Source organism: Pantoea sp. LMR881 (assembly GCF_027157825.1).
In the GTDB taxonomy this organism is placed as follows: Bacteria; Pseudomonadota; Gammaproteobacteria; order Enterobacterales; family Enterobacteriaceae; genus Pantoea; species Pantoea haifensis.
Genome location: NZ_JAPVOK010000004.1, coordinates 112,915 through 133,003, shown reverse-complemented (window position 1 = coordinate 133,003; position 20,089 = coordinate 112,915). Strand labels below are relative to the sequence as shown.

Sequence of the window (20,089 nt, the reverse complement as noted above, 5' to 3'; positions counted from 1 at the left end):
TTCAGGGGTTCAGGGTCTGCTGGATAACATACGGTAAAATGCCGCCATGTTGCAGATAACGCAGCTCCTGTCGTGAGTCTATGACGGCAATCAGCGCGATTTCCATCAGCAGCCTGCCTTCCCGCCTGATACGCAGCGTCAGCGGCGTACTGCCCGGTTGCAGCGTATCAAGGCCGGTAAAGTCCAGCGTCTCCTGACCGTTCATCTGCGGCAGACGTTCTGCTTCCCCGCGGGCAAAGTGAAGCGGAAGGATCCCCATACCCATCAGGTTAGTGCGGTGGATGCGTTCGAAACTTTTTGCCACAACCGCTTTTACACCTAACAGGGCCTGTGCTTTGGCCGCCCAGTCCCGGCTTGAACCGGCACCATAGCGATCGCCCGCAAATACCACCAGCGGTATGCTGCGTGCCAGCCAGCTTTGTGCCGCTTCATAGGCGGGCAGGATCTGCGCGTGTTCGGCATCCCAGGCAAACCCTCCTCCACCGCGCCGTGATTCTGGCAGCAGGCGGTTTGACAGTGCTTGGTTGGTAAATGCGCCCCGCACCATCACTTCATGGTTGCTGCGGCGCGTGGAATAGAGGTTAAGATCCTGTGGGTGCTCATGGCGTTCAAGCAGCCACTTACCCGCCAGGCTGTTGGCAGAGATCGCGCCTGCTGGCGAAATATGGTCTGTGGTCACATCATCACCAAACCACAGGAACGGACGTGCGCCGGTAAGCGACAGCGGTTCACTGGCATCGCGCGGCAGTTTTTCCAGATAACCCGGACGTCTGAGATACGTTGAACTCTCTTCCCATGGATAATGTGTGCTACCCGGTGCGGCTATCTGCTGCCAGTGTGGCGTACCCTGCCAGATAATATCGCGCCGCTTAACGTAATGATCGCGCTTCATGATGCGTGTTACCCATTCCTGCACTTCTTCGCGGCTGGGCATTAAATCGCGCATATAAACGGGCTGCTGCTCTGCATCTACGCCCAGCGGATCTTTCAGCATGTCATGTGAAATATGACCTGCCAGCGCCCAGGCAATAACCAGCGCGGGTGAGGTCAGATAACCATGCCCCAGGCTCGGATTGACGCGACGCGGAAAATTACGGTTGCCGGAAAGCACACATACTGCCTGTAGCCCGTCATTCACCAGTTCTTCCATAGCAGGTTGCAGCGCACCTGAACTGCCAATGCAGGTCATACATCCGTAACCCGCCACGTTATAGCCCACGCTCTCCAGCTCGCTCAGCAAGCCCGATTCACTGAGATAATCGGTGACCGCACGTGAGCCGGGCGAAAAAGAGGTTTTTACCCAGGGTTTAGGCTTAAATCCATGGCGCGCCGCATTGCGGGCAAATAGCGCAGCCTGAACAACCAGCCACGGGTTGGCGGTTGTGGTGCAGCTTGTGATAGCGGCGATCGCAATTGCGCCCTGACGAACAGGCTCCGGGTAGGCCGGATGCAGCCAGCTACGCTGGCGGGTATCAGCGGCAAGGCTTTCGTTAAAACTTTCTGCCGCATAGCTGAGCGGGATTTGCTGATGCGGATTGACGGGCCCTGCCATGCCTGGCTCAATACTGCCGAGATCAAGGGTAATGAGCTGAGTAAAGGTCGGCTGCGGCAGCTCCGGGCTGCGCCAGAGGTGCTGAGCCTGCATGTAGGCAGAAATTATCGCCTGCTTCTCTTCGCTTCTTCCGGTCATCTTCACATAGTTCGCGCTGCACTGATCAAACGGGAAAAAGACCACCGTTGCACCGTATTCCGGTGCCATATTGGCAATAGTTGCGCGTGACTCTAAGGGAATATGGTGCAGCGACGGGCCGGTAAACTCGACAAATTTGCCCACAACGTTCTGTTCCCGCAGCAGGCGGGTAATATGCAGGGCTAAATCACTGTCACTGACGTCCCCGGACAGCTCCCCACAAAGGGCGATCCCCACAACTTCTGGGAAGCGCAAGGTCACAGGTTCGCCGAGCAGCGCCGCCTGACCTTCCAGACCGCCAACACCCCAGCCGAGGATCCCCAGCGCGTTAATCATCGGCGTATGGCTGTCTGTGGCAATCATATAATCAGCGTGCAGGAGCGGCACCGCCTCACGCTCATCAACGGTTACAACTTCAGCAATAGCTTCCAGGTTCATCAGATGAATAATGCCAGTGCCGGGTGGGATAACCCGAAAATTCTCCAGGCTCTGCTCGGCCCAGCGGATAAAACGGTAACGCTCGGCATTGCGGCGAAAATCAAAGCGCAGATTTTCTTCAAGGGCATCTGCTGAAGCATAGCTTTCAACAATAACGGAATGATCGATGGTCAGTACCGCCGGGATGAGTGGGTTGATCGCTTTTGCATCGCCTCCCAGTTCCGCCGTCAAATCGCGCATTGCCGCAAAATCTGCCAGCGCAGGCAGACACGTCGTGTCATGAAACATCAGGCGATCGGGATAAAACGCCACTTCCTCATAAGCTGATGCGCCCGACAACATACGTAAAAAGCCCGGCAGCGTATCAGGCGTGCGCAGCGCAACATTCTCAAGCAGAATTCTCAGGCTGTAAGGCATGCGCTGCAACTGCGCTAACGGTACAAGGCTGACTAAATCAAGAAACTGATAGTGGCGGTCATTGATGACCAGATCTGAGCGATTCAAAGTAGAGGGCAGTGTCATAAAAACCTTCCGTTACCGCAGGGGTGATATGTTCTTGTACGGATAACGATAACAGGCTATTGCAGGCGGGAAAATTGAACAATCGATAAGCTAGCGTTCTCATTTGGAGAACGCTAAAAACAGATTTACTGTTCAGAGAGTTCACGATCGATAATCTTTTGCAGTGAGCCGTCTTGCTGCCATTGTGTCAGCATGTTTGCGATTTTTTCATGTAACTTGCTGTTCATTCGCGCCACGCAAATAGCCTGATTAATCTGCCCAAAGTTATCAGGTAATACGCGATAACCTGGATTTTCCGCAGTCGCACGCTCAAGCGGCTGGCGAATGCCCGCTGCCATATCGCCTTCTCCCTTGAGAAACGTATCTATCGCTGCCTGCGAAGAGCTGAGGCGGTTAAGCGTGGCATGCTGAAGCTGGCGCGTCAGGTATAAATCGTAAGCGGCACCTTTGCCTACGTTAATAACTACCCCCTCTTTGTCCATCTGCTCTACGCTCTGCCAGCCGCTCTCTGCCTTCACCAGCACGGTGCCCTGGATAGCGATGTAAGGCTGCGTAAAGCGCAGCACCTCTTCCCGCTTTGGATCTATCGCCAGAAAAGCGATATCCCAGGCATCATTTTGCGCATCCTCTACCACCTTCCCCGCCGTCGGGTAGGTAATAAGTTGCCGCGTCGCGTCCATTTCAGCGGCAATACGGCTGGCGATCTCAACCGTTATACCGCCAGGCTGCCCGTCAGGAAGTGTTTTAGCCAGTACGGCATTGCCGAGATTGATTGCGAAACGTAGCGTGTTAACGGTGGCTGACATGCGGTTCCTCCAGGAAATTGTCATTATTGATTTGCGGGCCAGGTTTGAAATTAAGACGCTGGATCTTACCTGTGTCCTTAATGATATAAGCGATGGTGATCGGGATAAAAATACCTGAAGCTTAGCCCCACGGCTTCAACAGAAGCGGACATAACTCCCACAAGCGATCCGCAGATGCATGAAGCAGCCAGCTGCACTCAGCTATGCGGTGCGTCAAGGCAGCAGCATCTCTGCGGGGGTTACGTCGCCCCCGCCAAAGTTAAAGCCGCCCGTCTCCCCAGCACGTCCCTTTGTCGGTGACAACCGCTACTCCGCGTACGTCGTGACTAAAGCGAGCAAGCGAATCCAGCAGGCACAGTTATCTGTACCGTATGAAGAGGGTTTCACAACACTATGCCGCCGAATACCTGACTCCTTTTTAAATGCCTGGTAATCGTCAGGCGCACAGGCAAAATGCCGGTCAAATGCAATCACAGCTATTTTCTGACATTCAGTCATCTGTATTGTTAACGCATTAAACGTTTTAATTTTGCGACAGCTGCCTGTGGGCTGCTTAATACCGGACAGGTAACCGCTGACTTTAGCTCTTCAAACGCCACTTCCATGGAAAAATGGGCTAACACAAGCACATCAGCATGCTGATGCATGCGGCCAGCCTCAACGATAAGCTGATTATGCCGTGCGGTGTTACCGGCACTTAATGCGTCACGTGCGCCAGCAACCACAACGGTCGTGATGGTTGCCTTCGACTGTTTGACTGCCGCCATTTCGCGAAACTCCGCTTCCATAGCGGGAACAGCAGGCGCGAAGGTTGCCAGCATGACAATGTTATTACTCTTCTCCAGAACCGCTTCGAACATGGCTTCGTTGGGTTTAAGAATGGGTAATGCGTGCGTTTCTGCACTGGCATCAATGGCTTCGCCGAACGCGGAGCAGGTAAAAAGAATGGCTGCAGCATTAATGCTGACCGCATAATCCACGAGCAAATCGATACGCTGATAAAATTCAGGGGTGAGTGTGGTGACTTTGCCACGATCGTGGCTCAGCACATCATCCAGCAGATTACTGATCTCAGCGTCGGGCCACTGGCGCGCAAAGGTTTCATTTACTGGCGCAACCGCCAGCGATGTAGCGTGAATCAGCACGATGCGTTGGCTCATTATCCTCTCCATGAAAACAGGCTGCCGTCGATGACGGCAGCCTTATGTCGTCAGTTACGCGCGAATTGCGGCAGCCACTTTCTCAGAAAACGCTTTAGTACCGCAGTTACCGCCCAGATCCGGAGTGCGTGTTGCCGGGTTTTCCAGCACTTCATCTACCGCACGGTTGATCTCTTCCGCCGCTTTGAGGAATTTTGGCTGGTTATGCTTCTCGGCATACCAGGCCAGCATCATTGCCGCAGAGAGTATCATCGAAACCGGATTGGCTTTGTCCTGGTTCTGGATATCAGGGGCAGAGCCGTGCTGTGCCTGCGCGCAGCAGTGCGTATCGCTGGCCATGATTGAACCCGCAAGGCCCAGGCTACCTGACAACTCGCTCGCCAGATCGCTGATAATGTCGCCATAGAAGTTAGTGGCTACCAGCACGTCAAAACGTTCTGGATTACGCACCAGATGCGCGGTGGAGGCATCGACCAGCAGATCATCCAGCTGTACTTCCGGGAACGCTTTCGCGACATCACGCACCGCTTCGAGGAACAAGCCATCCGTCATATGGAAACTGTTAGCCTTATGAATAGCGGTGACTTTTTTACGGCGCTGCATCGCCAGCTCAAAAGCTTTACGTGCAATACGCTCAGAACAGTGGCGGGTAATTTTACGCGTGGAAAGCGCCATATCCGGGCTGGGCATCACTTCACCCCAGCCGCGCGTCATATTGCGGTCAGGGTAAAAACCTTCGGTCGCTTCACGCATAATGACCAGATCCATGGTTTTTCCCTCTTTCATGTTAGAAGTCAGAAACGGACGGGTACGTGCCGGACGCACGTTGGCATAGAGATCAAGACCGATACGGAAACCGGCCGAGACGTTACGGCCCCCTTTTTCAGGCGCCGGATAATCTGCGTGCGACTGTGTACCGAGTATGATGCCGTCATAGGTTTTTGCTTTTTCTAAACTCTCCTGGCGCAGCGTTGTGCCGTGCAGTTCAAGGCTTTTAAAGCCGACATCTTCATAATCAAACTCAAAACCCAGGCCGAAGGCTTTATCCAGTGAGTTCAGCACCGTTACCGTAGCTGAGGTGATTTCAGGGCCGATACCGTCACAAGGCAGAACCAGAATACGCATATACACTCCAAGTAGTGGGTCAGTTTCAATTGCATTTTTATATCAACAAATGCATTGATAGCAAGGTGATTAAGATCACATTTACCATACAAAAAAATTATTTTTTGATGAAGCCGTTGATTTTTATCATATTAACCGCACACTATGTTTCTTCTTACATCATAAGCGATGAAAGCTTGAATCAATTGCATTACCAGTTATCTGAGAATGCGGATTAGCCGATATTTTGTGATATGCACCACAAATCACCTATACTGATATTTGCTTTTATTTGAACACAAAGGCAGTGATACCGAATTAAATCAGCGTGTCAGAATTAACTATGACGAAGTCAGGTGTGATTGCCGATGACTTTACGGGGCCACCAATACTGCCAGCTTTATGGCCAACGCGGGCTGGAAAGGGTGCTGTTTAATGGCATACCTGCCCGGACATATGAAGTGTGGATGCCTGTGTCATTGCGCTCAAGAACCGTTCTGTACCCGTTCAGGATACGGTCGCTCAGTCACTTGTGATTTTAGACGGGCTAATCTGCGGCAGTTATTTAATTATTGTTCGACCTTCGACTCTACCGAACAAGCAATACTGGGCCAATGACAGATGCATTGATGAAAAACCTCGTTACAACGATGATGATTCTCTGTCTGGCCGTCCCTGACATCAGGTGCACCGTTCGGTATGCAACATCATCCCGTTACGCCATGACCCAATCGTCACTGAAGAGGCTAATGTGCGCAGTCGGCTGGCCTGTGTAGTCAGCGAAAAGACTGAACGCTTCTTTTCTCATCTCGCTCAGGCGCTGAGCGAATCAGGTTCCAAAAAATTCATCGTTGTCGGTGGTGAAACCTCGGGGGTCTTCACGCAAGGCCTGAATATTCGCGGCTTGATCATTGGCAATACCGTTGCGCCAGGCGCGCCGTGGACACAGGTTCTGGATGAAAAAGAGAGGTTCATTCTGAAGTCTGGCAACAGCGACTTTTTCCTGAAAGCACAGGAGCATTTCCATGAATGAAACACAATGTCACCATGATCGGGTGCGCTACGCCCGCTCGCTGTATGAACGCGGCTACAGCAACGGCGCAGGTAGCATTAGTCTGAAATTTATCAGCAAGAACACAGCCTGAAAATGGAGTGCAGATCAAACCCTGTGTCGTAACATGCGAGGTAAGACGAAAATATGTGTCACAACATGCATGATGAGATAAAAATATGTGTCACAGCATGCAGACAGGAAAAAAATGTGTCACAGCATGCTGGAAAAGCTTCAGGGCGGGTTGCAATATGTCGCGGCGCTCCAAAACATGTGTCACAGCATGCAAAACTGCCATCCTGACATGTTGTGACACAGACTTTTCCTGTTACGAACGCTGTCTGGCATGGTGTCACCCATGCTTTGCATGCTGTGACACATCATTTGCATGCTATGACACATCTTTTTCATATAACTCTTTGAGTTTTTTGTTTCTTTTATGAATAAACAAAAATGATTCCCTCCCCTTTTTCACAATGCTGTATTCGATATAGCCAATCTTCTCCATGGCTAACAGCGCATTTTTTATCAGGCGGTTCTGCTCTGGAACAGGTGAAGTCAGCAACAGGCGTTCGCGTATACGGGAAAAAGAAATCGGGGCGGGATTATCTGGCAGGCTCGCAATATAAGTATACAGAGTTTGCGCAACTTCTTTACCTTTCAGATAGTTATAAGGTCTTTTTCGTAATAAAATTGTATAGTCAATCTCATATAACTCCCACAACCGCTCATCCGCTTCGAGGGTTACCGTGTCTTTTTCCCGATCGAGAAGTGCTGTTTTAAGCAGTTGCGTAAAAAACATTTTCCCGGTGCCTTCACGACGTTTGAACTGGACAACTTTGGTACCGAGTTTTGCTAAAGAGTCAAAAATTTGATCGCGAAGTCGGTGATTTATCTGGCGGGAATCGTACTGACAAAGCTGTGCAAATTCTTTAAAAGGAAGCGTAATCTTATTGCTGTCACGCCCGTACTTACTGAAAGCGCCGATAACCCCCATCCATACGCTGAAATCTGACGTGATATTAAGACGTTCGCCACGGATCTGGATATCGTTATAGCCTTCTCTGCGCGCAAATTCGAGCGATGAAAAGGGTTCAGAAACATCGATAATGTGTTCTGATCCTTTCTTAAGCGCCCGCGTATTAGGCACAAATACGCCAAGCCTCAGCAGGATCGCAGGCTGCACCGAGGATGTACTTGTGACTGTGAGTATTTTTTGCTCATCCTCTGCTGAGGCCAGTAAAGAATCATGAAAAAAGCTATTGTCAGCCAAGGGGTTATCCTCTTTATTCACAGCTGCGACGTCACAAAGCATAACGTTCAAAGTTTACATGCTACGACACATGTTCCCGCATGTTATGACACATGTTTTGCATGCTGTCACACATGATTTGCATGTTATGACACATGTTTTGCATGTTGTGACACATGCAAATCCTCTGGAAGCCGCGCCAGCTCTGGCCTGCGAGAGACGGGGATCTGTTTGGATCTAATAGGGATCTAATAAGGATCATTATTGGGATCTAAGCAGTGAATATGTGGAAAAGTCATGTTCATACGTATAACTGAACCTCTTTAGATAAAACGCTGATAAAACCAGCAAGTTCAGTAAATTAAGTTCTGTACAAAAAGCCCATCAGGAAAAGGAATATAGAGCAACGCTGGTTAGCGGATAGAGATGAGAAAATACAGACAGCCACCAGAGAATGAGATTGAAAAACGCTATAAGCTCTTTAATTCTGATGCTCCCTGCCAGCCCTGCTCTGCCTCTTCGTTAAGAAGCTGCTTTGCGCCAATTGTGCGCCAATTGCATTAAGCTTCTTTCCGGCTGCATGACCCTTGTTGGAACAACAGGCATCCGCATAAAAAGACTTTGCTAATTAAACCTGGCTTTGCAATTTTTAAGGCAATTTGCAAATTTGGTGTTGCTTTGCTTCTTTTTTCAAGATTTAATGTCTTGATGCAAAGTTAATGGTAAGGAACGTTTAATGGGATTAATGGACACGCTTAATCAATGCATTGCTGCCGGCCATGAAATGACCAGGGCAATAGCTGTTGCACAATTTAACGATGACAGTCCTGAAGTAAGAAAAATTACCCGTCGCTGGCGCGTTGGTGAAGCAGCAGATCTCATTGGCGTTTCATCACAGGCAATAAGAGACGCAGAAAAAGCCGGACGCCTTCCTCACCCGGATATGGAAATGCGGGGTCGTGTTGAACAGCGAGTGGGTTACACAATTGAACAAATTAACCATATGCGTGATGTGTTCGGTACCCGCCTTCGCAGGCCAGACGGAAGCTTTCCCCGGTTATTGGTGTAGCAGCCCATAAAGGTGGCGTCTACAAAACCTCTGTTTCTGTTCATCTGGCTCAGGATCTCGCTCTGAAAGGGCTTCGGGTATTACTGGTTGAAGGTAATGATCCTCAGGGTACCGCATCGATGTACCATGGATGGGTGCCTGATTTGCATATTCATGCTGAAGACACCCTCCTCCCTTTCTATCTGGGCGAACGTGATGATGCTTCTTATGCAATTAAACAGACGTGCTGGCCTGGACTCGATATCATTCCATCCTGCCTGGCTTTACACCGTATTGAAACGGAGCTGATGGGGCGTTATGACGAAGGGAAGTTGCCAACTGAACCTCATATGATGCTCAGGCTCGCTATTGAAACTGTGGCTCATGATTATGATGTTATCGTGATTGACAGCGCACCTAACCTGGGAATTGGAACAATTAATGTCGTCTGCGCCGCAGATGTTTTGATTGTGCCAACACCAGCTGAACTTTTTGACTACACATCTGCTCTGCAATTCTTTGACATGTTACGGGATCTGCTTAAGAACGTTGACTTACAAGGATTTGAACCTGATGTCCGCATCCTGCTGACTAAATACAGCAATAATAATGGCTCGCAGTCACCCTGGATGGAAGAACAAATACGAGATGCATGGGGAAGTATGGTTCTTAAAAATGTTGTGCGTGAAACGGATGAAGTGGGTAAAGGGCAGATTCGGATGCGTACAGTATTTGAACAGGCCATCGATCAGCGTTCCTCTACCGGGGCATGGAGAAATGCACTGGCAATCTGGGAACCGGTATGCACTGAAATTTTTGATCGCTTAATCAAGCCTCGTTGGGAGATCCGCTAATGAAACGTGCCCCCGTTATCACCAAATCGTCTCCTGCGGTTACATCTGCAAATTCAACGGCTGCGCCTGCGGCTCCGATGGTGGATTCTCTGATGAGCCGGGTTGGCGCTATGGCAAAGGGTAACGCCATAACGCTTCCGGTGTGCGGTCGCGAAGTCAGATTCGTATTAGAAACAATACCCGGCGAAAATATTGAAAAAACCACCCGGGTCTGGGGCGGAAATGAGCGCGATCAGGATCTGCTGACTAAACAGGCTTTGGATGATCTTATTCCTTCTTTTTTAGTTACCGGTCAGCAAAATCCCGCATTTGGTCGCAAAGTTAACGATTCCATTGAAGTTGCAGATGGAAGCCGACGCCGTATGGCTGCCATTCTTACCGCCACTGAATATCGCATTCTCATTGGTGATCTTGACGACGAGCAGATGGATGCGTTGTGTAAGCTGGGGAATGATTACAGGCCAACAAGTGCTTATGAAAGAGGAAAACGCTATTCACAACGGCTTGCTAATGAATTTAATGGAAACCTAACTGCCCTTGCTGATGCTGAACATGTTTCCCGAAAAATTATCAGCAGATGTATCAACGTGTCCCGTTTACCTAAAGAAGTTATCGCGCTTTTTTCTCATCCTGGTGAGCTGTCAGCAAGAGCGGGAGAAAATTTGCAAAAAACCTATTCAGGCAAAGAAGAGATACTGCTGGAAAAAGTGCGCATATTGTCTGAAAAACAACAAGCAGGGGGTTTACTTGAGGCTGACAGCATCATTAACTTCTTAACTAAAGCAGTAACTGAATCTGAAGACAGCCGGTCTTTGTCATTTGTAAAGCGAGAGTTTTTACCTGGCGCTGTTGCTCAATACAAAGGAAACAAAGTCATTTTTAACCTGGACCGGTCGAAGCTGCCTGAAAATTGTATTGAAAAAATTGAAGAAATGCTGGAGCAGCTGCAGGCCTTTCAATCCAGATAATATCCTTTATAACTTTAAGATTTCCGGTTCTCATAATTTAACCGGGACCGTGGTCTCAGCACTCAACCGGGACCGTGGTCTCAGCACTCAACCGGGACCGTGGTCCCAGCACCCAACCGGGACCGTGGTCCCAGCACTCAACCGGGACCGTGGTCTCAGCACCCAACCGGGAACGTGGTCCCGGCACCCAACCGGGACCGTGGTCCCAGCACTCAACCGGGACCGTGGTCTCAGCACCCAACCGGGAACGTGGTCCCGGCACCCAACCGGGACCGTGGTCCCGGCTGTGCAGCTAAAGCCCAAATTTCGATAAGCGGCATAGTAAGTTTTGCACGCAGCAGATTTGAAAAGGCAGGCTGGCCGAAAGCAGACTGTATACGTTAATCACCGCTCTGCCGTCAGAAAGATAGCGTGATTTTTTATACCTCCTCCGGACAGGTGATTTAATGAACATCATTACCTGCTCATAAATTAGCGGGATTGCCTCCTGTGCTCTCGCCAACAGGCTGCGCGGAACGGTACTAAAATCAGACTGCGTCTGAACGCTAAACCAATAAAATGTGCAACTGACACAGCCACAAAGGCTGCATTGAAAAAGTTTTCTGCAACGGTGAAGACATGACTGCCGACGTGCCTTTGACTCTGGAAAAATCACCGTTTTTCCCTTACGTCGGCTGGAAATTTTCGTCAGGAAAACGCCCTGCCGCTGGCTGAAGCGTGGTTTACGATCCGGGATACCTGGCCGGGCGAAGCGACGCCCACGATGAGCAAAAAGCGGACGTAACATGCGGTATGTAGAACTTAGAGAGTTAAAGTCACTCACTTGAATGGGCCAGCTACACATTGAAAGCGCAGCCGGCTAGGCGGTTTAGCTTTGTCTGTTCTGATAAAGATCCCAGCGGTTGCCGTACAGGTCTTCAAATACAACGACTGTACCGTACTCCTCTTCGCGAGGCTCCTGACAAAATTCAACGCCTTTTGCTTTCATCGCGCTGTAGTCGCGCCAGAAGTCATCGGTCTGGAGAAACAGGAATACCCGCCCGCCACACTGGTTGCCGATAAAGTTTTCCTGTCTCTCGTTTGAAGCGCGGGCCAGAAGAAGATTGCAGTCGCTTTCCGGGTTTGGTGTAACCACGACCCAGCGTTTCCCTGGCTGTGGCGTATCCTCAACAAGGGTAAAACCCAGCTTATCTGTGTAATACTCAATTGCCCGGTCGTAGTCATCAACCACTATGGCCACATACCCCATGCATCGCTTCTGCGTTCTCATTTCTGCTCCATCAGGTGTCAGGCATAATTGCCAGGATACTCTTTTTATCACAAACGAGGCTAATTCACTGTCCGGACCTGCTAGGAGTGAAAGCAGACGGCGAACATTCGAAAATTGATCACATCTTTATGGTGATACAGTGCAGGCATACCTTAATTACATCTGCCTGCATTTAAAATTCATTCAGACATATATTATTTTACAAACATGTCTATAACGGTTCATCTTCTGCCCGGTTTAACTGCAGGCAAGAGAGAAATTGAACCTCTCGGGCAAATTACCCCGGAAAAGTTTGATCTCCAGTTCACCACGAATATCAGGGGCATCACCTTTACCGTACAGAAAGCCTTGCCGCTTATGAAGCCCGGCAGCAGCATTGTTATCACAGGCTCAACTGCTTCTATTAATCCCGGGGAAGGACTGAGTGTCTATGGTGGTACCAAGGCCGCCTTACGCGCTATGGTTCGTAGCTGGATACTGGATATCAAAGGTGCCGACATTCGCATTAATATCCTCAGTCCGGGTCCGGTTGATACGCAGTCCCTGCGCGATTTCCTTCCAGAACCGGTGGACGCAATCCTGCAGTCTTTACGCGACCGCAGCCCGCCTGGTCGCATTGGGCGGACTGAGGAAATTGCAAAAGCTGTAGTTTTCCTTTCCAGTGATGCCGCCGCTTATATAAATGGTGCAGAGATATTCGCCGACGTGGTGCTTCTCAGATCTGACTGAATTACTAAAGAAATAAGCTCTGTGGACAGGCGTATGCCCGACGATTCAACGTTTTCTGCTGTAGTGCGCACTGGCTTTCACTTTTTTATACCCGTCAGCTATCAGAGCCAGAACGGCGAGCCATATCGGGATATACGTCAGCAGCGATGCCAGGGTCAGTTTTTCTTCTGGCAGAAAAAGTGACACCAGAAATAACAGCAGGGGCTCAACATAGGACAGCATGCCAAACACCGTAAACGAAAGGCTATTGCTTGCAAGCAGGAAGCAGAGTAATGCAGAACCGCTCAGTAATCCCAGCCCTGCCAGGGTGACCCATCCGCCGACAGGCCCTGCGGGTAACCATTCTTTTCCGCTTCCCTGATAAAACAGCAGAGCAATTGCTGGCATTACAAGTAGTAAGTTTTCTGCAATTACGCTAAAGAAAGCGTTATTTTGCAGCTGACGTTTAATAATGAAATACGGCGTATATTCCAGCACAACGACAAGCGCCACGAGCGGAAGTGAACGCACCATCATAATTTCAGCCGCAACGCCGCAGGCCGCCAGCAGTACAGCAATTTTCTGCCACCCTGACATCGTTTCACCGTACAACGCTCTGCCGGTTAGTACCATGACCAGAGGCAACAGAAAGTACCCGAGTGCAAGTGACCGGCTTTGCCCGTTGACGGGTGCCCAGCAGAAAATAATTATCTGCAGGCCAGGAAGCGCGGCGCAGGTAAGTGTTGCAATGAGCAGCCGTGTACTTTTTATCACTGACGTTAAGTAGTGCCAGAAACAACCCAGATTTTTTTCGAAAGGCCAGTGTCAGAATCAGCAACAGCACGGTTGTTACTGAGCGCCATCCGGCTATCTGCCATCCGTTCAGCGGGTGCAGAAAAACGCTGTAATAGCAGAGTACGGCAAACAGCACTGATGACACTAATGACAGCGTAATGCCCTTGTGTGCAGTCATATCTCCCCCATGGAAACGTTTACGGGAAAAAACAAGGCGGTGATAAAAATACGAGCACCAGCCAGCAGAGACCTCCTGACCGGTGCGACTTATAAGCAGAATCAGGACAGCTGAATTGACGTACCCGAAATTGTCAGTGCAAACTCAGCACCAAACACGATTGCCGGCGTCTGAAAGCCGGGGAAGCTGTCAACGCTGAGAACGCGCCTGGCAGCCTCAACGGCCGCAAGCGGCGTATAGGAATATCCGTTAACCGTTTCGATTAATGCCCGTTGCGTATTTCCGTTCGAGCCGGTGACTTCGGCTACAGCGCGTGCGCGGCTGGCATCACGTTCCTCCTGTCCGGGCTCGTCAGGAAGCAGGGATAAATCCCCCTCCGGGAAAGCATCGCCGGTCACATGAACAAACATTTCAATATCCGGAATACCGGTTGAATGCCATGCCGTAACCAGATCGCCAAAGGAAAGCGGTGCACAGGCGACAGGACCCTCACCAAAATCAAACCAGCCGGGCTGGGTATTTTCTTTCGTCATCAGAGCACCGTTAACGCGCTCAAGCAGACCGGCGCCGATAATTTCACCAGCGCTGGCAGCAGAACCCCGGGATATAGAGCCGGCCACCTGTAAGGCAATGCGCAGCCGCCGGGGTTCATGTACCTGTCGTGCAAGGCGAACCGCCAGACAGTCAGTCGGCACCACATCCCAGCCTACGCCCGGCATCAACATGCTGCCAGCCCGCGTAGCCATATCCCCAGTGATTCAGCCAGCCGGTAAACGTTAATTTCCGCCGTGATATCGAGGTAGTGAATGCCCTGCGCGATACAGGCACTCATCAACGATTCTGCCGTGCCGGCGAACGGTCCGGCACAGTTCAGCACGACGCTTACGCCCTTCAGCTGGCGAATGACTTCACCTTTATCCTCAAGGCTGAATACGCGCATCCCGACATCAAGTGATTTTGCGAGCGCGGCCAGAGGCTGCTCTTTTCTGCCGGCAACAATGATGTTGAGGCCTGCAATTGTTGCCTGTGCGGTAATCATGCGCCCCGTATAACCGGCTGCGCCATATATCAGTATTGTCTTCATCGTTGAGGGTGCTGCCAGTCTTTGTAAACAAATTCCAGGCTGTAGCCATCAGGATCGAATACACCTGCAGCGTAATAGCGGGGATCGTAGTGAAGCCGGGCGCCAGGCGCACCGTTGCCTGTTGCGCCAGCTTGCATGGCTGCAGCATAGGCTTCATTCACCATTGTCTGATTACGGGCAACGAACCCGACGTGCACGGCAGACGGAGCCACGACGCCTTCGCGGAGCCAGAAAAAAATCCGGCCCTGGGCACCAAAACCTTTTGAATCCGGATGCCCCAGAGGCCCGTCTTTCCCGTCATAATCATGACGTACCGTGATACCAAGAGGGGCAAACGCTTCAGTATAAAAATTAACGGAACGGTCAGTATCGCTGACCGACACAAAAACATGGTCAAGCATAAAAACTTCCGAATATTTCAGATTTGATAGCCGCCAGCGACCTCAATTGACTGTGCGTTAATCCAGCCATTACGTTCACAAGCCAGCCCGGCAATAACACGACCGACATCATCAGGTGCGCCCACACGGCCAAGAGAAGTCTGCGAGGCCAGAATCTGCTCAGGAACTTTTAGTGAAATTTGCCCTTCAGACTGCGCGCGACGATTATAAAATACGGCGGGAAAGGCCGACCTTTTGACCTATGAGCGTATTATTATTCTCAGACAATCTGGGTTAACAATTGAACGTACAGCAACACTGGCCAGACGCAGCATCAGCCAAGTAAAATGTGTCTGGCCAATCGATAAAACACAAAAGAACTCGTAATACACCCGCTGAGATAAGGATGGTTTCATTTCAGTCAGATTGAGCATGTGAGTGGTTTTTATTACGTAAATCATCAGCTGAATCTTCAAATTTCGAGTGAATATCGTCACTGTCACCGCTGTGTCGAAGAACATGATCTGCATTTTGCACTTTATAAAAAAGATGGCCGTTTGCTTTTGCAAAAAGCTGCCCTGAAAAAAGCGACATTAAAATTAATATAACTGACAATGGTTTTCGCATTTTTTACCGATATTGGTTGCGGTGTGACACAGTTTTTATGCGTTATCACTTTAGTTTTTAAACGAAGAGCAAACGGAAATCATTCAGACCTACAGCCGATTTTAAGCAAGCTCAGCCCTGCAGCAGGCTGGTGTCAGCGAACTAAATGACCATGGAAAGGCCGTTCAGGAAAAGAGCGGTGAAAAACCGCCGTAAGAAGCTATACCCTGCACATATCGCACCTTCTGGTTTGTTTCAAAAATCCCGTTGCCATGAAAATATGCCGCGTGAAAAGTCCCATCTCAGATTTACGGCTTAAATGACTAACGAATATTCAGTGCAACTGCCTGGAGTTAAAGTGGCACTGAACCTTTTTAAGATAAATCTTACCGGGGAAGAGGTGTTTAGTGCTCTGGAGATTTCATCAGAAGCAGCCTGCGGATGTCATGCCTGCACGGCGAAGAACTGAACTGTCTCCGCTTTACGGGTTGAAAAAACCAGGCACCGCACGTTTTGCTGGGCCAAAAACGAGCTGAGCGCCGGACTGAAAATCACATAATCAGCAACAGGGGACATAATTCACATAAATAAATTACCGGAGAGACAGATTTATGATTGCCAGCATGATTCGCCTGGTTTTAACTAATATTCCTCTGGTGGCGTTTATTCTTGCGCTGCTGCTAGCGGTAATTTATACCCGAAAAGCTATCAGCCGCGCTGAGAATTTCCTTTCCTGGTTACTGCTGCTCTCGGTAGGTTTCACTTCTCTGTGGGCTGGACTTTATCACACGCTATTGCCGCAAACCGCAGCGGCATTTATAGGCTGGCAGAGCAGCCCGTTTCAGTTCGAAATGGGTATGTCGGATATTGCCCTGGGCATCGTGGCTATAGTGTCCTTCTGGCGCACCCTTGAGTTTAAATTAGCAGTAGTGATGTGGGTGGCGATTGAGTTTGCCGGCCTCGCTTACGGGCATTTTCATCAAATTGCGCGTGCCGGAGATTACCAGGCCGGGAATGCGGGGGTCTTGCTGGGGTTAACGGTAATCCAGATGGTATTGCTGCCGCTGCTTCTTATTCTGGCTTTTAAGGCCAGGCACAACACCCGGTAGTGATATCACGACAGGTTTTGGCTGGAGAACAACATGAACCTTTTGTCCGGTTTTTTATCAGGCACCCCGTTCTGGGTTTACCTGTTGTTTATTTACCTGATGCTGCGCGGTATCAAGGCAAGGAAGCCTGGTGAGGTCACGCTGGGAAAACTGACAATAGTACCGTTGATTTTTACCATTATGGGACTTGTCGAAATGCAGCGTCTGTATGGTTTCAGGCTGGAGTCGGTCGCTCTGTGGCTTTTGTCACTGATTACAGGTATGGCCATCGGTGCCCGCTTCGTAAAACTGAAAGCCCTCACTGTCGACCGACGGCGCGGGATTATCAGCCGCCCTGCTGATTTAACCGTACTGCCTGTAATGCTGGTGGCGTTTGTCAGCAAATATGCTTTTGGAGTATTGCAGGCTACAGACCCCGGGCTGGCTACACGGCCTTGGGTAATGGTTTCAGAGATTATCACGTACGGCCTGTTTGCTGGCATATTTGTCGGCAAATTCAGCCGATACCTTCAGGCTTACCGGGCTGCACCTTGACATGAAGCTGGTTAAGCCAGCGGAGAAGTTCATCAACAAACCCCGTGCAATTGCATTCCGGGCTTTCCGGCTGTGCTCTGATGGCAAACTGCAGGGTCGACTTATGCAATTGGCTTACAGTCCGCCATGAGCGAAAAGCGGGCATCAGAGCTGAAAAATGAACGGCAGCCAGGCGGCTTCGCTTCATGCCTGCCTGTTATGAGTGTGGTTTACAGATACTGTTATGCAACTGAACTGATTTCAGTGTTGCTGGCGGGTATGTACATGCCTGAACCAGAAGCGCCGCAGATAAAACCGCACCACCCTCAGCACATAAAACGGCGACTTTATCAGGTTATCCGCCTGCTCCGTTGCCGCCAGCCTGTCCCGCTCACAGCTTTCACAGGTGCAGTAGAAGTAATGCCTTTCCAGGCTTGTCAGCGGAGCCAGGCATCTGATGCAGTAGTCGGTCATATCCGCTCACCCTGACTGAAAGGTTCCGGACCCGCAGAGGACTTCTGACGTTTGCCGGTCAAAATTTACTGCCGGGCAGCTTCAGCTCAGACTTTCTTTAACTGCCCGGCTTTGCAGAGAAGGATGATATCCGGCGCAACAGACTGTGAATCTGCCTGTTCTCACATTTATCCGGGGTGAGACTACTCACGCCCGGATTGTGGTTTTAAGGTTTTACCGCTCAGGCTGCGGTGTCGTCCGGTGCTCTGCCTTTGCCTCTGCGGCTGACAGCGCCGCCCTTGCGTCCCGCCAGGACAGCACGTTCATGGCTGTTCCTGAAGTTTCCGCTGCTGACCTGTCCGCCTTTTCTGCCTGCCTCAGCGGCCCGCTGCGGATTTTCCGCGAAGTTTCCTGCACCACCACGTCGTGTTGTCATATCCCCTCCGGGGTAAAATGTGATTAGTCACATCACCAAGCGTAGCGTTTTATCTGCTAATTTTGTTTTATTCAGGAATAATTTCTGCATGCAGCACCATATAAAGAAAAAATTATGGCAACTGCCGGTCAGATAACAATGACCTGACGGGCTACGGACGAAAAAATTACGGACAAAAAAATCCCGCCATGACGGCGGGAATGCGGGAATTTAAATTAATTATCACCTGAGTGGTCCGGCTGTTCTGTTCACTGTACGGCAGACCCGGAATAAAAAGCAGTTCCGGCAAACATCGTCGTTGTAAAATCAGCACATTTCTTCTGTATCCGCCCTGCTGTAACGCCGGCCTTCAAAAAGAGCGGATGCGCATCAGGTTCCCGTCAGCTAAAGGCACTGCCTGAGCAGGAACTCTGGCTGAAGCAGGGCCGTGTACTTCATTTAACAGATGCTGCAGTAACGTTAATGTTCGCTTTATCCGGATTCATGGCCTTAACTAAAGATTATTGTGATGCGCAAAGCAAAACGGGCGGGGCAATGTGTCAGTTACTTTTTCGCTGCCCTGAATGCGGGTGCAGAAAATTCCTGTACACCACCGTAAACAAGCTGCGCCATCTTCCTCACGGCGCCGTCTGTAGCAGATGCGGCACACGCCTCACGGCTGACTCATGCCTGCGTGAGAAAAAACCGCCTGTTCGCTGACTGAGTCAGTAAATCAGTCCGGCGTGTCGTTTCATCGGGTTTATACGGGCGTGGTATAACGGGATTACATCAGCGGTTACCGCTGAGGATGCGGGTTCAATTCCTGCTGCCCGTTCCTGCATGAGTGATGCCCCGAACATAACACCTCTGCGATGTGTCTTTGTGATACTTCAGAGCACCAGTGTCCGCATCTGGCACAAAGCAGACATGCGCGCGGGGCAAAGTCCGCTTTGAGAGAAAAGCGGACATTTAAGTTGTCGCCCTTTCTGTTGTTCCTGACGGCTGGCACAGCGTATTAGTGTTTCGCTGCGAGAGCGTCACAGAAAAGCTTGGAACAAACTCCCGCCAGTTCCTCAAGGTCCTGCTCACGCTCAGCAATGCGGGACATCTGATCGAGCATCCCCAGAACGAGTCTCGCCTGATAACGGACGGGGATATCGCCACGCAGAATACCTGCCTGCTGCTCCCGCTCCATGTTCAGGGCAATCCATTCGAGCATCTGTGCCTTTGTTGCCTCACCACTGAACGTCTGATAAAAACCCATCTCCGTTAAATCTCGCTCCCTGCACAGTACGGTCAGAAAGCGCATAAAGCTCTGACGTAAATCTTCAGACAGATCATCCGGGTCAAGTCCGGGAGAAATCAGGCACTGACGGGTTGCTTCGCGCAGTTCGTGGCGAAACTCGCTGACCAGCGTCTCAAACAGCAGCTCCTTACTGTCATGGTACAGATAAAAAGTCGGCTGGCTTACGCCCGCTTCAGCCACGATGTCGCTGATTTTAGTGTCATGAAAACCTTTCCGTGCAAAAACCCTTATAGCCGCTTTGCGGAGTGTTGCCTGTGTATGAGCGGCGCGCTCAGCCCTTTTTGACATATTAACCATGATTTTCCCTCCTGTTGCCGAAAGATAACAAAACGGTTGCGTCCTGTCAGCTCAATGGTTACTTTTGAGTAAGTTATTAACC

At 50.4% G+C, this 20,089-nt stretch carries 18 protein-coding genes and 2 pseudogenes; 6 read left to right on the top strand and 14 right to left on the bottom strand.

The features are described from left to right. Position 1: 1 nt before the first annotated feature. From O3W44_RS21225 to O3W44_RS21210, 4 genes are all read right to left on the bottom strand, one after another. Positions 2-2,650 carry an aconitate hydratase gene (locus tag O3W44_RS21225; protein WP_269294724.1) on the bottom strand — a complete coding sequence of 883 codons (2,649 nt, stop codon included), beginning with the start codon at positions 2,648-2,650 and terminating at the stop codon, positions 2-4. A 125-nt stretch (positions 2,651-2,775) separates the two neighbouring features. After that, complete coding sequence (locus tag O3W44_RS21220; RefSeq protein WP_269294723.1) at positions 2,776-3,456, bottom strand: transporter substrate-binding domain-containing protein; 681 nt, start codon at positions 3,454-3,456, stop codon at positions 2,776-2,778. Between the two features lie 506 nt (positions 3,457-3,962). Beyond that, positions 3,963-4,616 (bottom strand): arylsulfatase, encoded by a 654-nt coding sequence (locus tag O3W44_RS21215; RefSeq protein ID WP_269294722.1) that lies wholly within the window; start codon positions 4,614-4,616, stop codon positions 3,963-3,965. Between the two features lie 54 nt (positions 4,617-4,670). Continuing rightward, positions 4,671-5,741, bottom strand: coding sequence for an isocitrate/isopropylmalate dehydrogenase family protein (locus O3W44_RS21210; RefSeq protein WP_269294721.1), 1,071 nt, complete (start codon positions 5,739-5,741; stop codon positions 4,671-4,673). Between the two features lie 664 nt (positions 5,742-6,405). Here O3W44_RS21210 and O3W44_RS21205 point away from each other — a divergent pair. Further along, the gene (locus tag O3W44_RS21205; protein ID WP_269294720.1) at positions 6,406-6,753 is read left to right on the top strand and encodes a nucleotide-binding domain containing protein; all 348 of its coding nucleotides are present in this window, start codon (positions 6,406-6,408) and stop codon (positions 6,751-6,753) included. 409 nt (positions 6,754-7,162) lie between these two features. Here O3W44_RS21205 and O3W44_RS21200 read toward each other — a convergent pair whose 3' ends face one another. Beyond that, the gene (locus O3W44_RS21200) at positions 7,163-8,044 is read right to left on the bottom strand and encodes a RepB family plasmid replication initiator protein (protein ID WP_269294719.1); all 882 of its coding nucleotides are present in this window, start codon (positions 8,042-8,044) and stop codon (positions 7,163-7,165) included. 715 nt (positions 8,045-8,759) lie between these two features. Here O3W44_RS21200 and sopA point away from each other — a divergent pair. Further along, positions 8,760-9,925 (top strand): annotated as a pseudogene (sopA, locus tag O3W44_RS21195) (plasmid-partitioning protein SopA). Further along, positions 9,925-10,893: a ParB/RepB/Spo0J family plasmid partition protein gene (locus O3W44_RS21190; protein WP_269294718.1), complete on the top strand. Its 969-nt coding sequence runs from the start codon at positions 9,925-9,927 to the stop codon at positions 10,891-10,893. Before sopA ends, O3W44_RS21190 begins: the two are co-directional and overlap by 1 nt. Positions 10,894-11,761: 868 nt before the next feature. On the opposite strand, the gene O3W44_RS21185 is transcribed toward O3W44_RS21190, so the two are convergent. Further along, the gene (locus tag O3W44_RS21185) at positions 11,762-12,163 is read right to left on the bottom strand and encodes a VOC family protein (protein WP_269294717.1); all 402 of its coding nucleotides are present in this window, start codon (positions 12,161-12,163) and stop codon (positions 11,762-11,764) included. 207 nt (positions 12,164-12,370) lie between these two features. Between O3W44_RS21185 and O3W44_RS21180 the strand changes: the two genes are divergently transcribed. Next, a complete protein-coding gene (locus tag O3W44_RS21180; protein WP_269294716.1) occupies positions 12,371-12,892 on the top strand; it encodes an SDR family NAD(P)-dependent oxidoreductase in 522 nt (173 codons plus the stop codon). A 45-nt stretch (positions 12,893-12,937) separates the two neighbouring features. Here the strand turns inward: O3W44_RS21180 and O3W44_RS21175 are convergent, their stop codons facing one another. From O3W44_RS21175 to O3W44_RS21150, 6 genes and pseudogenes are all read right to left on the bottom strand, one after another. Continuing rightward, a complete protein-coding gene (locus O3W44_RS21175; RefSeq protein ID WP_269294715.1) occupies positions 12,938-13,645 on the bottom strand; it encodes an EamA family transporter RarD in 708 nt (235 codons plus the stop codon). 300 nt (positions 13,646-13,945) lie between these two features. After that, on the bottom strand, positions 13,946-14,590 hold the full coding sequence (locus O3W44_RS21170; protein ID WP_269294714.1) for a hypothetical protein: 645 nt from the start codon (positions 14,588-14,590) through the stop codon (positions 13,946-13,948). Then, positions 14,563-14,928 (bottom strand): saccharopine dehydrogenase NADP-binding domain-containing protein, encoded by a 366-nt coding sequence (locus O3W44_RS21165; protein ID WP_269294713.1) that lies wholly within the window; start codon positions 14,926-14,928, stop codon positions 14,563-14,565. Before O3W44_RS21165 ends, O3W44_RS21170 begins: the two co-directional genes overlap by 28 nt. Continuing rightward, positions 14,925-15,329 (bottom strand): VOC family protein, encoded by a 405-nt coding sequence (locus O3W44_RS21160; protein ID WP_269294712.1) that lies wholly within the window; start codon positions 15,327-15,329, stop codon positions 14,925-14,927. The genes O3W44_RS21165 and O3W44_RS21160 overlap by 4 nt, the downstream gene beginning before the upstream one ends. A 17-nt stretch (positions 15,330-15,346) precedes the next feature. After that, positions 15,347-15,487: pseudogene (locus O3W44_RS21155) on the bottom strand (3-oxoacyl-ACP reductase); the annotation flags it as partial. A gap of 238 nt (positions 15,488-15,725) precedes the next feature. Further along, positions 15,726-15,935: a DUF2554 family protein gene (locus tag O3W44_RS21150; RefSeq protein WP_269294711.1), complete on the bottom strand. Its 210-nt coding sequence runs from the start codon at positions 15,933-15,935 to the stop codon at positions 15,726-15,728. A 590-nt stretch (positions 15,936-16,525) separates the two neighbouring features. On the opposite strand from O3W44_RS21150, the gene O3W44_RS21145 reads away from it, so the two are divergent. Both O3W44_RS21145 and O3W44_RS21140 read left to right on the top strand, forming a co-directional pair. Beyond that, positions 16,526-17,023: a DUF6790 family protein gene (locus O3W44_RS21145; RefSeq protein WP_269294710.1), complete on the top strand. Its 498-nt coding sequence runs from the start codon at positions 16,526-16,528 to the stop codon at positions 17,021-17,023. Between the two features lie 33 nt (positions 17,024-17,056). Beyond that, on the top strand, positions 17,057-17,557 hold the full coding sequence (locus O3W44_RS21140) for a hypothetical protein (protein WP_269294709.1): 501 nt from the start codon (positions 17,057-17,059) through the stop codon (positions 17,555-17,557). A gap of 673 nt (positions 17,558-18,230) precedes the next feature. Here O3W44_RS21140 and O3W44_RS21135 read toward each other — a convergent pair. Further along, a complete protein-coding gene (locus O3W44_RS21135; RefSeq protein WP_269294708.1) occupies positions 18,231-18,425 on the bottom strand; it encodes a general stress protein in 195 nt (64 codons plus the stop codon). Positions 18,426-19,419: 994 nt separating this feature from the next. Next, positions 19,420-19,998, bottom strand: a complete 579-nt coding sequence (locus O3W44_RS21130; RefSeq protein ID WP_269294800.1) for a TetR/AcrR family transcriptional regulator — start codon at positions 19,996-19,998, stop codon at positions 19,420-19,422. Positions 19,999-20,089: the final 91 nt, after the last annotated feature.